We start from the raw sequence: 14490 nt of genomic DNA on the forward strand, positions 1-14490 counted from the left end.
TGGGCGGGAGAGGACTCGAACCTCCAAGCCTTGCGGCACATGGTCCTAAACCATGCGTGTCTACCAATTTCACCACCCGCCCAGGAGTTTATTCCTGAATCAATTTTAGCAAATTTAGCTTAGATTGTTAAGGCCAGGGTTTCCAGACACTGAAGCTCGCCAAAACAGTCAATTTGCTTCATAAAATAGTTAACTTTGCCAGCCCAGGTTTTAGAGGGCGGGGCATAAACCGGACCCATTTTGGCAGGGGTATCTAGGCCACGATCAATATATTTCTCTTTAAGAGCCTTAGAAACCACCTCAATTGACTCCTCCCAAGACTTAAAGGCATAGGCACCATTAGCCCAACCATAGGCGTTAAAGGAACCAGCCGGAATTTGTTTACCGAAAGTAGACTCAACACCGGTAATTGCGGGGACTAGCCTCCAGTCAAGCTCATATTTATCCGCATTTTCAATAAAGACCTCAGCGTATTCAGCTAAAGGAGAATGATAGCTTTCTAAGAATTTTTCCAGCTTAGCAGCTCGCTCATCAACCTCAAAATTAGGTTTTTCAAGCACAGCTGAACTACCCGCTATCTTCTCTTGAGCTTGAACGGGTTGGGAAAGAAAAGTGATTGCCAAGGAAGCAATCAGAATGATGAAAAATTTCTTTTTCATAAAAAACGGGATAGATTTTTCTATCCCATAAAAAAATCCTAAAGTATTCGCCTAGGGCGAACACCTCAGGATCTAGGACGTAGTATATCAGATTATTATAGGTTTGTCAAGTAGAAAAGAAAATCCCCCTGGTGTTCAGATATAAGAGACTGGTAGTCACCAGGGGGTTAGAACTAGTTTGGGGTCGACCTGATTTGTTTTCTCCAGAGATAGACTAAGCCTATCCCAAACCAAAGGAGAAAAGTCCAGCATTCCCAACTCGCGTGTTGAGATTGGGATGAAAGGACATCTGTCCAGATCGCCCGGCCGAGGAGAAAACCGCTTCCGAGAATTCCTCCAATAATGACTAGTGGTGCCACTAGTCTCATGAAGGCGATTATCGGAATAGCTAGATACCAAGCGCTCATGAATGGCCAATCGTTTCTCTCCCACATCTTTCTCCTCCCCTCTTTGTTTATCAATCTGCGATTTCTGAGGCTGATTCTAGCATGATTTATTTATAAATTCAATTTTTCTGGGCAAGAATAAAGACCGAGGGTCCAGAAGTATAGGCAGGCAGGATTGTTTGGGCAATGTTTTCTAAAAAAATTAAGATCCTGAGAGGTAGAATTTTCCTTAAAAAAGTATTTCTGAAATTGGAAACAGAGACGGCTTTGATGATTTTGAAGCCATTCTTGAACAAAAGACTTCTAATTACCTGGGGATGGAGGTTAAGAAAAATGACTTCATCGCTTTTTTCTATTGGTGTGTGGCTAGTTAGAGAATAGAGATTGAGAGTCAGATAGGCTTTAAGAATAGCCTTGAAATGGGTTTTGTTGGCAAATTCAAGAATAAAAAAACCACCAGGCTTGAGAACACGCCTGACTTCTTTAAAAGCTTTACCTATAGAGGCAAGATGATGGATAGTTCTAATCATCAGGGTGACATCAAAGCTGTTATTCTTTAGAGGGAGGTTAGTAGCCAGCCCTTTTTTGGCTTCAAAATGAGGAAATTCTTTTTCTAATTTTTTTGCCTTTTTAAGTAATCTTTGGGAACGATCAATGAGAACAGTTTTTTTGAACAGAGGAGCATAAAAAGGGGTTAATCTCCCAAAACCGCCACCAATATCAAGTAGCGAATTTTTTTTGGGAATTTGTTTGAAGAATCTTTTTAAGACTAATTTCTCGGCCTCGTGCCCGTATTGTCTCTTCTGCCAATATTTTTTGTAGTTAAATCGGGGGTCATTGTAGTCAGCGACCCGTCTAGTCGAACTCCCCATATTCTAGCTCCTCAATAAACTGATTGACACATTTAGCCCAAGGACCGCCTTTATCCACTGACGGAGGAGCGTATTTGGTCATGATTTCTTCAGGGGTGATTAAACCCTGATCAAGATACTTTTCTCGAAGGGTTTTAGCTACCTGATTTAAGGCTTGTTCCCAAGATAAGAATTTGGTGTCGCCATTTTCAAAACCCCAACAGTTAAACGAGTTGGGTGGTGATTTTTTACAGAGATTAGATTCACACATGGCAATAGCGACAATCAAACGATAATCAACATCATATTTTTCTGAAGCCGCTAAGAGTTCATTAGCATAAGGGAGAAGAGGTGAATTATGTTGTTTTAAATATTTTTCAATAATCACCGGGCGGGCATCACCGGTTTGGATAGCCGTGGTCATTTCACCAAGGACTTCGGGCACAGCTGCGTAAAGCCTTGAAGGTGATTCTGAAGCTAATTGATTAATTGATTGTTTAGCCAGAGTCCCAAACTCTTGAGTCTGGTCGATTTTAACCAGAGTAAAAATACTAATCGCCAAGGTTGTTGGTGTTATCAGGAAAAAGATAAGCAAAAAGGAAAGCTTTTTGATAGGCAGCCTTAACATTAAGACTATGGTGTCATAACAAAAAGGGTTTTGTCAAGTTTGGAGATTATTTTTTCCTCACTTCATTGTTAAGAGGTGTAGGTGCTACAATTTTTTGGTTCTTAATATCTTGAAATTTCTTTTTAAGCACCCTCCTTAATCGTTCAAAAGATGTTTCAGTCTCTATAGACTTGTATGCCCTGTTTATTTCTTCCGTGGCATGCGCTGGGTTCATTTGGGTAGGAATATTCAACTTTGAGTCTTTAAAATCTACGTATAATGCCCTTTCTCTTTTTTCTTTAATTTCAGTCACTCTTTTATTTAAATAATCTGATTTTTTAGGTACGGTGTATTTTTGCTTTATTTTTTTACCGGAAGCGGATAATTGAATAAAAGCGTATTTCGATAAAAGCTTGTCAATGTGATAAGAAGTTATTTTGTTATATTCCTTATCGGTTAATAGTTTTGATTCGTGGGAGTTTAGAAGTCCATATTTTAGAGATTCTTCATACGAAATGATAGCAAGAAAAGTAGACAAGTTATAATTACCAATCCTGAACTGTTCTCTAGCTTGTATTAATAACCACTTCGAATTTTCTAAACAAGCTTTTTTAATCTCTTTTCTTTGTTTGTAGTTTGCACCTCTAATGTCTGACTTTGTCATATTCTGTGAGTGCTTACCGAAAAATTCGAACTCATTTGCGCAATCGGTAGGCTCGCCCCGCTTCGCGGGGCTCGCCTTTTTCAGCGCGGCGCCCCCACCCGCCGCGCCTTCGCTTTTTTATTTTTTGCGCGCGCGATTTTACTCTCGCTTCGCTCGAGCAAGGAAATGAAGAATTCTAGCTAGGGATTATTGTCTAAATAAATTTCCCTAGCCTGACAGTTCTTGGCATAGACTGCATAAAGTTCACCTATTAAATACTTACATAATCTCTCAAAACTTCAACCGCTTTGTTGTCTTCACCCTTGGAATTTTCATAAGCAGAAAAAAGCAATTTTGCTTTATCTCTAATCTCTTTTTCCCCAATATATACATCTACTTTTTCTGTAGGGACTTTTGAAATTGAGGCAGAATGAGTATTAAAAATCAAAATTGCTGTTCGTGGATAATCATCATCAGGATGAAAATACATTCTTTCAGAATACCAGCTGACTTTAGTAAAGCGCTCACTAGCTCCCTCATCAATTTCAACAAGCGAAGCAATTATTGGGGGTTTATCCGAAGAAGGATCGCACTCAACCTCAACAGCCAAATATCTATCTCCATCGCCTCTTTCCGACTTTTTTCTAACTACAAAAACGGTAATTTCTTTATCTTCTTGCTGTAAAACTGTTCCTACTAGAACAGAAGCTTCATCCTCAGTAGGAACCAGACTTCTTTCCCGAAATTCTCTATTGAATGTTGAGCCTATACCATTTCGTGTTCCCTGGGTTTCATTTAATACTGCTTGCCTAGTTTTTGGATGATTGGCCACTCTTTGGTAAAAGTTATCCCATTGTCTTAAAGTACGTATAAGATTTCTTATACGTTTTTCGCCTTGCCTACTGAATAGGTATTTTAAATCTTTAAGCTTATCTACTAATATCCTTGCCTGTCCCAAAAATATTTCTTCTAGAGTATCTCTCCCTCCACTAAATATTCCCTTCAAGCTATCAGGATGGACTATCTTTGTAAAGTATTTTTTTCCAATACCAAGGCTATAAGCACGAACCATTTTAGGAGAAAGACGTCCCTCATCGTCTAAAAATTTCCGAGCTGACGTGATAACTGTTTGACCTTCAACAAATATTCCTTTTTCACCCTTAGCGAAACCCTCATGTTTTAAATAATCCCTTATTTTTTGTGAAAGATTACCATCCTCTGCAACTCCATAGTCCAGACAATAACCTCCTAACATTCTGTAAATATCTGCCCTTATTGTTGCGTTGGCTCCACCCATAAACAAAAGTCCTTTTTCAGTCCTGTCTTTTATATGTTTCTTATTAATCTTTTCTTCCAAAGCTTTTACTTGCTCATCTTCTGAAGCAAAGTGAATCGGACCTGTGGTTGCAACAATTTCCTTTCTTTCATAAGCAGCTCTGACAGAAGATAAATATCCAGGCTCTAAAAGAGTATCGGAATCTGTGCCGACTAATATTAAAGGAATAGTGGAAAGCGACTCGCTTACTAGAGCTCTGTCAACCCCTTTTCTTCTTGCAAAAGCGATATTGCCAGGAATTGAGCCAGTGGCAATATTTGCACCTTTTCCTTTGGCCAAACTGCCCACATCAAATTTTTGCCTTCCTTGCTCATCATTATTATCCGAAACCACTACAATTACCGTATCATCAAAGCGTTGCTCGTGAATTGAGTCAAGTGTGTGAGGTAGGCCCTCTTCTTCCTTCCAATATGAAGGAACTACAATCGCATAGACTCTTGCTTCTCCGCTTTTTAATCTATCGTTTTGATTCGTGTACCTTTGTATTTTCCTGAAAAGAATTTCTTCTTCGTCAGTAACCGTCTCATCTTCAAGCTGGGTATCGAATTTTACGTTAATAGTCCCGTTTTCACACTCCTGTTCTAGGCTTCGAGTTAATTCCTGAACTTCTTGAGGTGCGATTACGCTTCCTGAGGACCAAACATTTGTAATTAATCGCGCCTGAAGTAAATCCTTATTTTGTTTTGCGCTCAAAAAACCTTCTTTTAGAATTGAATTTCTTTCAGGAGAAAGTTGCAACTCAGACACTGATGACTCAAAAGTACTTATAGACAAATCTTCACTGCTTACTTCCATTTACCATTATTTTACATAAAGATGAAGAAAAGTTAAAGTCCGTTCCAAGATAGCCCTATTTTGACTTAAGCTTAGTAGAATTGCTATATTGATTATGGAACCATTTTTCAGATTGTTTTTTAATGGGGCACTCGTCAGTGAAGAGCAATCTGAACTGGTTCCACGAATGTCCCATTTTAATTTAAAAAGGTACTTTAAAATTTTTGCGTTTTTCTTTTAAGCAAAATCTTCAGAAAGATATTGCTTGTTCGAGCCAACTTTTCCTTCTTGGTGACCCCGGCAGGACTCGAACCTGCAACCAACTGCTTAAGAGGCAGCTGCTCTGCCTTTGAGCTACGGGGCCTGGGCGCGCCTGGAGGGATTCGAACCCCCAACCCTCTGTTCCGAAGACAGATGCTCTAGTCCATTGAGCTACAGGCGCTTTTATTTGCGTCTCTATTTTAGCAAAAATGGGGAAAGAGCTCAATTAAAAAAAGAAATAAATTAGAGTCCCAAAAATTGCCAAAGCGCCGAAGTCGGCGATGGAAGTAGCTAAAGGAATCAAAATATTATCGGGATCAAAACCTTTTTTGTAAAAGAAAATTCCTAAAGAGAAAATGGTTAAAGATAAGAGGATAACCAGTGAAAGCGTGGTTAAGACGGTAACAATCGTCACTTTTAAGATAAGAGAAAAAGTCAAGGGAAAACCCTGAATTGAACTAATAGAAATTGCCAAAAAAGAAATTAAGAATGAATAAAACAAGGCGATTAAAAGGACATTTTTAACTAGATTTTTTAGTTTTTTTGACCGATACCAATGAGTTGGAATAGATCCTCTGTAGAGCCAGGTCGTGAATTTAGAACCCAAAATAGCCCCGTAGTCACCAATCATGTCATTTAGGGCTGGAAAGAGGATTACTAAGGGTAGAATAACGATTAGTTTTGGCTTAACTAGAGTTAAGCCGATTCCGCCAAGAGAACTTAGAGTTGAAGCAAGAATTAAAGCTGGTAGACTTTGAATAAGTATTTTTTTAGCGTTTTTCATTAGAAAATGGTTTTGATCACTAGAATTAAAACAATAACACTCACAATGTCAGTGACTGAAGTCAAAAAAGCACCCATGATATTATCAGGGTCATAACCTCTTTTATATAACCAAACAGAGGAAGCGAGAGTTAAAGGAATTAAGATAAGACTAACAATCAGGCTTGATAAAAAAGAAACCAAGACTAACTGAAGCACCAGTTTTTTAAGAATTAACAGAGTCAAAAAAAGAATAAAAATTCCCAAAATTAAACTACTGACGACTGATAAAATAAATGAGGAAAAAAGATTAACTTTAACGTAATAGTCTTTTAAACCATCTGCCTTTTCCACCCCTTTAGTATGAACTAATGATCCCGTTCGCGCGGCCAAGGTACTGTTGATACAACCTTGTAACTCTAAAAATCCAGGCAACAAGATAAAAAATCCAGGCAGGAATTGAAGATTTTCTATTCTTGAGGCAAGAATAGTGCCTGCTAAAATACCTCCAAGAATAGAAACAATTTGACCTTCAAAAATATCTCTAATATATTGTTTTGGTTTGTAAGGGCTAACAAGATCTCTCACAATATTAATTAAATACCTAGAGACAAAAAATTTCAAGGTTTCATTTTTTATGATTATTGGCAAATTAAGAATAAATTTAGAGGTTCTAAAAAAGATTTTTTGGGTTCCCTATTTGAAAAATTGGAAGGAAGAAAGAATCTTGTCAACCGTTTGTTGGTAGCCTTGATTGCCGGGGTCTTTGGTGGCATTGGTGATTTCCACGGCGCAGGTTTTATCGGAAGACTGCAGAAAAATATTTTGGAATATTCCTAGTCCTTCATTAATATAGGTGTAACCGGTAATTCCATTAATGGTAATGGCTTGTTTGGGATTGATGATTTCCGAGTGTTGTTGGTCTTCTGTGGCCTGACTATCAACGTAGTCACTTAAGGAAAGATTTCCCAGATCCAACGGAAAAGAAAAAGTTAATGAAATACCGTCATAAAATTCGGTTTCTTGCTTTTGGGTTGGCCCCCATAAAGAAAGATGAATTAAATTTTCTTCTTTTCTTTCGGTAAGGGTAATTTCATTTGGGTATTTGAAAGTGTAGCAGGTATTTGAGTAGATCAACCAGCCAGCAAAAAGATCTGGTGTCGGTGTTGATAGTGGAGTTTCGGTAGTCATCGGAGATGGGGTTTGGGTGACTACTGAAGGGGAAGCGGCAAGATCTTTTTCAGAGTCTTTTTTGTTTTTTAATGAATAATTTTGGTAAGCCAAAAACCCAATGATTCCTAAGGAAATTATTAGTAGAATTGTTAAGCCAATCACCAACCATGGCTTTTGCTTTTTTTCAGGATTATCTGGAAGCGTTTCGACTGGAGGGCTAACTGCAGTAGGTTGAATTTGTTGATTTTCAGCCATATTCTTAGTTTATCACAGAGTTTCAAACATAATCTAGTCCGAAGATCTAGTACTAGAGAATTCCTATTTATCTAGCTTTTTAATTATGGGGTGACTGACGGGATTCGAACCCGCAACATCCAACTCCACAGGTTGGCGCTCTACCATTGAGCTACAGCCACCAGGGCGCCCCAGGGAGGATTCGAACCCCCAACCTTGAGTTTAGAACACTCCTGCTCTATCCGTTGAGCTACTGGGGCCTAGCTATGATTTTAGCAAAAAAACAAGGGTTGAGCAACCAAGGATGATTAAAAAGAAAAAGCCTAAGTATTCAAGATATTGGGGTAGAAAGATGATGATTATTTCTTCCTGGTTATCTAATTGCCAACCATTTTCCCAATTATTAATGAGGAAATGCTCTTTGATTCTTTGACCAAGAATTGGGATTAGAAAACTAGGTGTTTTTTCTTTGACTTCATAGGCTTGCCAGCCAGGATGAAAGGCTTGAGAAAGAATAAGAATTTGGTCTTTTTCAGGAGTCATTGTTAATTGATAAAAACTAGGGTTAGGATGAGAAACTTTTAGGGGACTGGTTAATTTGGGGTTTAGACTGTTTTCGTTGTTTTTGCTGATTTTTATGCCTTTTAAGAGATGATAAGGAAAGGGATTGACGGTTATCTTGCCTAAATTATTAGTTGAAGGTTGCTGACCAATAGAAATGTTGTCAAAGTGAAGCGTGTAACCCAAACCATCTGTTTCCATGGGTGGTTGGATGAAAAAAGAGGTTTTTAGACTTAAGTCTTTAGGCAGATAGGTTTCTAAATCTGCTCTACGACTATTATGATTTTCAAGCCAAAAAAGAAGGCTCTTGCCTTGGCGATATTGAGCTTTGGCGGTAATGAGGTAGCTATATTGATGAGGTAGATTGGGCAACCAGATAGAAACAGAGCAATTATTAGCGTCAATAGCAGAAAGTTGTAAAAGATTGTTTTCAATTTGGTTTTCAACCTGGCCTTGGCTGAGTTGATTGCAATTTTCAGGTTTGGTAGCAAAAGCTTGATTAGTGGGATCAATTTCCGCACTGTAATAGCCACTAGTTTTTGGGATTTTTACTTTTAGGAGATTGTTTTCAAGATTGATTTCTGTTTTTAGAGATTGGGTTTCATCTAAATTATCAGGGTTAACCCAAACAAGCTCTTTTTGATCATCAGGAATTACTAATTGACCGTTTTGAAATGACTCTGGAATTTCTTTTTCTAAAAGAAAGTAATCGCCTTGATCTTTAATTTTAAATTCTAAATCAACTTGGCTTCTGCCAGTGAAAAGTGAGCGGAAAGGATAATAGAGATTATTATCAAATTGATTATTGGTGTTTGAGAGATAGAGACCGTTTTCAAAATAGCCTTGATCTTCATTATTCCAATTAGATTTTGGTTCAATCTTGGTTAGATTTTGGCCTAAGAAAACAAAGTTCTTAATCGGGGCTTCAAGATTGACATGATAGATTTTTATCTTGCCAAAGGTTTGATTTAAAGAGACTTTGGCAGAATCTAAGAGAATTTCTTCAAGTTCATCAAAGTAAAGGGCTTTGGGTGAAGAGGGATTAATAATATTTTCATCAACTAGGAGCCAGTTGATTTGATATTTTTCCAGGACCTTTTCCAAAAGTTCTTTGTTTTGGGAATAAAGAGCGTAGTTTATTTCCCAGTAATAGTTTTCATTTTGCTGACTCCAGGGATCAAAAGCCCGGTCAAGAATAGGCTGTTCAACTCCATACCATAGAGAACCTGACCCACTGTAGTTCCAGCGATATAATTGCCAGCCCCAAAAAGTTTGTTGAGGAAAATTGGCAATTCTAGTGTTTTGGTCTTGGTTTTTAAAGAAATCAAAGACTTGAAAATATTCGTTTGGAATTTTGGTTTGATTTTTTTCATAGAACAGATTGCCTTGAAAAAGAGGAAATAAAAAGATGATTGGTAGGAGAAGAAAAAGAATCAATAAAACCTTTTTGATGATTGGTTTTTTCAGGAAGCTGGAAATGGAGATAAAAGAAAAAGCATAGAAAATGGAGAGACACAAAGCATTGATAAGCGCGAATTTAGTGTAAGGAAAACGAAAAACTTGGTAAAAGACTGGTATCTTGTAAAAGAGATTAGCCATTTGGGAGAAGATGGGTGTCTTGTTAGCTAAGAAGGTAAAACTAATTAAGAAAGCAGGAATAAAAATTAAAAGATTAACTGTTTTCTTTTTAATGGCTGAAATCATGCCTAAAAGGCTGATGATAAAAAGGGAATAGCCAATAATTAGGATTAAAGGATTTTTTAAATAGTTGACCCATTCCCCCATTTGGTAGACAAGCTGGCCGTTTTGGTTTATTTCTGTATTGGCAAACCAGAAACCTTTAAGAAGAGCGACATTAGCCAAATCCCCATATTTTTGGTTTAGTAAAAGGTTAGTTTCGGTTGACATCTGGTTGATCTTTGCCGAGGCGTTAATATTCGCACTGGTTAAGGCAAAATAGAGATTGGGTAAAAGCCAGAAAGCATTAACAGCAAAGAGAATTAAGTAAGCAATCAGGATTTTTTTAAAAGCTTTTCTTTTGAGAAGGAGATAAAAGAAAAAGATAACACTGAGGACAATAAAATAAACTAAAAAGTAGGTAGCCACATAGCCTTGAGGAATAGCGAGAAGGTTGATTAACAAGAGGAACAAAAAACTCTTTTTACTCCCCTTTTCTAGAAAATTAAGATTAGATAGTAAAAGCCAGGGAAGAAAGGCAAAATGAGTTGAATAGGCTTCAAAAGGAACGTAAAACATCTGCAGAGTGGCTAAGTTGAAAAGATAAAAGGTAGCCCCAATTAAACTGGCGGATTGTTTTTGTTCTTCAAAACGGTTTAAAACAAAGTCTTTTAAGAGGAAATAAAGACCTAAGGGGCCAAGAAAAAGCATTAAGAAATGAAAGAAATAACGGAGAAAATGAGTTGGCAGGACAAAAGAAATCATCCATAAAAAGATTTGTCTGAATAAATCTGAAGCGTGACCCATACCCCCTAAAAGGCCTAAACCTTGATATTCTTGCCAAACAGAAAAAAAACTTCTTTTGATATTCAGAGAAAAATTAAATTCTGGATGAAGATTATCCCAGCCAGAGAGCCAGGTATTGGAACGATAATTTAAGAGACTAATTAAAAAAACAAATAGAAATAGGATTAAAGGCCCAGAGTTATTTTTAAGAACTCCAGTGAGTTTTTTAAACATTTTGCTTATTTATAGCTTAAGATATTTGGGCTCTTTTTTGAAGAAGGAAAGGTTTAGGCAAAACGGCAAGACTGACTCTTTTCATACCTCTTAAAAATGAATAAATAGGGAAAATCCATTTATTTGGCAACAGGATAATTAAAAAAAATTGGATTAGATTTAAAAAAAAGCCAGAAATGGTTGGTTGATAGCTATATTTTGAGATGGCTTTTATTCTGGTTTTAAAAGTTAAAAGAAAGGTTCTCTTTGGATTTTGGAGAGAAGTATTTTTGCCATGAATTCTGTAAAGTAAAACAGTTTCAGGTAAATTAAAGACTTCACCGTATTGAAAAAGTTTGAATAGTAATTCAACTTCTTCAGCGACATTGAATTTCTTTTCATACCATTTGAAATTTTTAGGTAAGAGTTTTCGGTTAACTATTAAGGTCGGTTGCTGTAAAGGAATACTCCAAAAAATCATTTTTTTAATCTTGGCATTATCAAGCGGAAATTCTTTTTTGCCAATGGTCTCACCTTCTTGGTTAATAAGTTCACATTGACCGCCCAAAGCAATGGTTTCAGGGTGATTTTGGAGGAATTTTACTTGCTTTTCAATTCGCCAGGGTAAACTAATATCATCAGCATCCATTCGGGCAATCAAATCTCCCTTGACTTTTTTCAAAGCTAAATTGGCAGCAAAAGCAACCCCACAGTGTTTTTTAACTTGGTAGATTTTAATTCTTTTATCTTCTTTAGTTAAATTTTTTAGAATTTCCCAGGAATTGTCAGTTGAACGATCATCAACCATAATTAATTCCCAGTTTTGGTAAGTTTGGTTTTGAAGACTTTCAATTGCTTCTAGCAAAAAATTACCGGCATTATAAACCGGCATCACAATGGAGACTAATGGCTTTTTGTTTTTCATAAGCTCTTCTCTAATCAGAAAAATATTTCTGAACACAGATGAGCTGGGAAACTACCTAATGGGGTTTGCGTCTGATGAGAGACACGTACCTTTTCGGTAGTTTCCCGTCTGGGGGCGCGATGTTACTGACAGTTCCAGCCAGCGAGTGGTTCCACAACGCTGTGAGCCCATCCGTACTTCTCGGCTTCGCCGATCCTGAAGCAGAATTCCTCTTCCGCCCAGGCGTCTTGGATGAGCAGGGCGAAACCGTCCGTGACGGTCACTTGGACCGACTGAGCTCCAGCCCAGGCCTTGTAGACTCCCCCGCTTTGACCGTTGACCTCGTAGCCACCGACGATGAGGATTGTTCCCTCAATGATGTCGATAGTCCAGGTGACAGTCTTGGCTTGGTTATCAACCGTCCTCCCGGTTTCAGCGTACCACGTCGGATGCCTCACTTGAGGCTGTGGAGGAAGGCCCACCTCTGGCGCTGCCTCTTCAGCTGACAGCCCCACGGTGGTAGTCAGGGATGTCGTTGCGTCGAGTTCTGGAGTCGGTTCGGCGATGGTGCCTCCACTTGCAGGGGGCAAAGGTGCAGGCCCACTTTCCGAGACGCTAGCAACCTCAGCGTCTCCTCGGATGTACATGATGGCGAGACCCCCCGCGGACAAGGCGCAGCAAAGGAGTAACGCCAAGGCGATGACACAGACCAGTACTACGACACTATTGTTGCTCGTACTCCTCTCTTCACTCACGGTCAATCCTCCTTCTGTAGTTTGCGCCCCCACAGTAAACACAAATCTTTATGTTTATGCTCACTGTGGGAACGCTTCTATAAGAAAAGAGGTTTATTTACGCCCCCAATTGTAAAAGTGCTTTCTAATCTACGATGAACTTGCTTTCTTGTTCATTTAGATTAGTTAAACTTTTTTCTAATTAATTACTAAATTTTCTAAGATAAAAACCGACTAATCCGGCTAGAAGAGAAAAAGGAATAATGATAAGCCAATTTTCAAGACCAGTCGGAGGTAATTCAGAGACACCTAGAACTTTTTTCTCAAAACAAACTTGAGCCGTATCTTTATCTTTTTCATCATCACTCCAGGCTTCAGCCGTGTTCACTTCACAGATAATTGATTTGTCATTAGGAAATCGGTCAGCGCTAACGACTTTGACTTCCAGCTCTCTTACTTCAGTTTCATCTGGGCTTAAATCTTTAATTTCAAATTCAAGATCACCAGAAAAATGTTCGACTAAGTCAGGCAGATAATCACGAACATCAACCTCACCAAAGGTTTTGTCGCCAACATTTTTGATTTTGAGTTTGAATTTAATTGATTCTCCTGGAGCAAATTTGTAGTCACCCAGACCAAGATTATCTAACCATTTCTCATCTTCTGGATCCCAAACTTCTTTATCAATTTGGAGTTCACCGGTTCGAACACAAACTTCTCCCCCACCGTATTGGGTTTCACAACGAACAGCCGCTAAAACAGGTTTAGTCAATAAAAGAAAAGCCATGACGGCGGTTGCTAAAATGGTTAAAGTCTTTTTCATATTTCTTTTTTTCTTCAATAAAAACTACCTTTTTATGGGCAGTGAAAGATAGTTTAAATTATAGGATACTATTTGTCAAGTCCCTAATTGGTTTGGCAATAACAATCAATCTTTTCCAGACTGTTCCCGGTGGCCAGCAGGTTTGAATAATTAATCTGGATTGATTGTCCTCAGAGGTCAGATATTCCAATTCATTGGCACTAGCAATCTTTTTCTCGGTAACTCGATAATCGTAATTTTTTCCTTGATAGATAAGAATCACTTCCTCATTTTCCTCTAAATATTTAAGAGGATAAAGATAAGCACTGTAGCGAGTAATGTTCCAAGGATAATCAGTTGAGTGACCAAAAAGATAGACAGTGCCTTCTTGATCAGGGTAAGCCGTACCTTTAGCGTGAGCGACACCTTCTTTAAGAGCGGTTTCGTATTCATTTTGATTACTGATATCAACCATGTCGATGACCTTGGTATTGAGTTGAATTCCAGGAATAATCAGACTAAAAGACCAATCAGCTGGGGAAAGAATCCCTTTTTGGTCTAAAGAAAGAAGCTGACCAAAGCGGCTGTATTTGATTTGGGGCTGGTTGGAAATTTGCTTGGTCCGATATTTTAGTTCCCCAATCAGAATAGGAATTAGAAAAAGAAGCATGCCAATCAAAGAAAGATTAAGCAAAAGAAAACCTAGTTTCTTTTTTGATTGAGACTTTTTAGCCAAACGAGAATCATAGATAACAAAACTCTCGCCTTCTTGATGAGTAATATATTTTGTTTCCATATTGATAATTAAAAAGGGGCAGGTTTCTCTTTACGATTTGACCGAATTATAGCACAAAAATGCAACTATTAGAAGATAAGATTAGAGCGGGTGGAGGGAATTGAACCCTCGTCTTCACCTTGGAAGGGTGACGTTGGGCCTCTCAACTACACCCGCTGGTCGGAGAGCCGGGACTCGAACCCGGGACCTCGCGCTCCCAAAGCGCGCGCGCTAGCCAACTGCGCCACTCTCCGGGTGCCGAGGGCGGGAGTCGAACCCGCACGGTGGGGTTACCACCACGAGATTTTAAGTCTCGCGCGTCTGCCAGTTCCGCCACCTCGGCTAGATTTAG

13 protein-coding genes and 8 tRNA genes are annotated in these 14490 nt (G+C 38.5%); all 21 read right to left on the reverse strand.

What is annotated here, in order from left to right:
- The 21 genes from VMY36_00290 to VMY36_00390 all read right to left on the reverse strand — a co-directional run bounded on the left by VMY36_00290 (window position 1) and on the right by VMY36_00390 (window position 14481).
- Window positions 1-82, reverse strand: a tRNA-Leu gene (locus VMY36_00290).
- A 37-nt stretch (window positions 83-119) separates the two neighbouring features.
- Window positions 120-659 (reverse strand): hypothetical protein, encoded by a 540-nt coding sequence (locus VMY36_00295; GenBank protein HUV42342.1) that lies wholly within the window; start codon window positions 657-659, stop codon window positions 120-122.
- Between the two features lie 505 nt (window positions 660-1164).
- Window positions 1165-1917, reverse strand: a complete 753-nt coding sequence (locus tag VMY36_00300) for a class I SAM-dependent methyltransferase (GenBank protein ID HUV42343.1) — start codon at window positions 1915-1917, stop codon at window positions 1165-1167.
- Window positions 1901-2524, reverse strand: a complete 624-nt coding sequence (locus VMY36_00305; GenBank protein ID HUV42344.1) for a hypothetical protein — start codon at window positions 2522-2524, stop codon at window positions 1901-1903. The genes VMY36_00300 and VMY36_00305 overlap by 17 nt, the downstream gene beginning before the upstream one ends.
- A gap of 46 nt (window positions 2525-2570) precedes the next feature.
- Complete coding sequence (locus tag VMY36_00310; protein HUV42345.1) at window positions 2571-3167, reverse strand: AbiV family abortive infection protein; 597 nt, start codon at window positions 3165-3167, stop codon at window positions 2571-2573.
- 250 nt (window positions 3168-3417) lie between these two features.
- Complete coding sequence (locus VMY36_00315) at window positions 3418-5277, reverse strand: glycosyltransferase family 2 protein (protein HUV42346.1); 1860 nt, start codon at window positions 5275-5277, stop codon at window positions 3418-3420.
- 268 nt (window positions 5278-5545) lie between these two features.
- A tRNA-Lys gene (locus VMY36_00320) sits at window positions 5546-5620 on the reverse strand.
- Window positions 5621-5624: 4 nt separating this feature from the next.
- A tRNA-Arg gene (locus VMY36_00325) sits at window positions 5625-5698 on the reverse strand.
- A gap of 45 nt (window positions 5699-5743) precedes the next feature.
- A complete protein-coding gene (locus tag VMY36_00330; GenBank protein HUV42347.1) occupies window positions 5744-6301 on the reverse strand; it encodes a magnesium transporter in 558 nt (185 codons plus the stop codon).
- Entirely contained in the window at window positions 6301-6867 is a 567-nt protein-coding gene (locus VMY36_00335; protein HUV42348.1) for a magnesium transporter, read from the reverse strand. Before VMY36_00335 ends, VMY36_00330 begins: the two co-directional genes overlap by 1 nt.
- 108 nt (window positions 6868-6975) lie before the next feature.
- A complete protein-coding gene (locus VMY36_00340; protein ID HUV42349.1) occupies window positions 6976-7707 on the reverse strand; it encodes a hypothetical protein in 732 nt (243 codons plus the stop codon).
- An 86-nt stretch (window positions 7708-7793) separates the two neighbouring features.
- A tRNA-His gene (locus VMY36_00345) sits at window positions 7794-7868 on the reverse strand.
- A 5-nt stretch (window positions 7869-7873) separates the two neighbouring features.
- Window positions 7874-7946: transfer RNA gene (locus VMY36_00350), tRNA-Arg, on the reverse strand.
- 4 nt (window positions 7947-7950) lie between these two features.
- A complete protein-coding gene (locus tag VMY36_00355; protein ID HUV42350.1) occupies window positions 7951-10944 on the reverse strand; it encodes a hypothetical protein in 2994 nt (997 codons plus the stop codon).
- 16 nt (window positions 10945-10960) lie between these two features.
- Window positions 10961-11848, reverse strand: a complete 888-nt coding sequence (locus VMY36_00360; protein HUV42351.1) for a glycosyltransferase — start codon at window positions 11846-11848, stop codon at window positions 10961-10963.
- A 122-nt stretch (window positions 11849-11970) separates the two neighbouring features.
- On the reverse strand, window positions 11971-12474 hold the full coding sequence (locus tag VMY36_00365) for a hypothetical protein (protein HUV42352.1): 504 nt from the start codon (window positions 12472-12474) through the stop codon (window positions 11971-11973).
- A 289-nt stretch (window positions 12475-12763) separates the two neighbouring features.
- Window positions 12764-13384, reverse strand: coding sequence for a hypothetical protein (locus VMY36_00370; protein HUV42353.1), 621 nt, complete (start codon window positions 13382-13384; stop codon window positions 12764-12766).
- A 58-nt stretch (window positions 13385-13442) separates the two neighbouring features.
- Window positions 13443-14159 carry a sortase gene (locus tag VMY36_00375; protein HUV42354.1) on the reverse strand — a complete coding sequence of 239 codons (717 nt, stop codon included), beginning with the start codon at window positions 14157-14159 and terminating at the stop codon, window positions 13443-13445.
- A gap of 85 nt (window positions 14160-14244) precedes the next feature.
- Window positions 14245-14315: transfer RNA gene (locus VMY36_00380), tRNA-Gly, on the reverse strand.
- Window positions 14316-14392 (reverse strand) — tRNA-Pro (locus tag VMY36_00385).
- Between the two features lie 2 nt (window positions 14393-14394).
- A tRNA-Leu gene (locus VMY36_00390) sits at window positions 14395-14481 on the reverse strand.
- Between the last annotated feature and the right edge of the window lie 9 nt (window positions 14482-14490).

Source organism: Patescibacteria group bacterium (genome assembly GCA_035529375.1).
In the GTDB taxonomy this organism is placed as follows: domain Bacteria; phylum Patescibacteriota; class Microgenomatia; order PFEM01; family JAHIFH01; genus DATKWU01.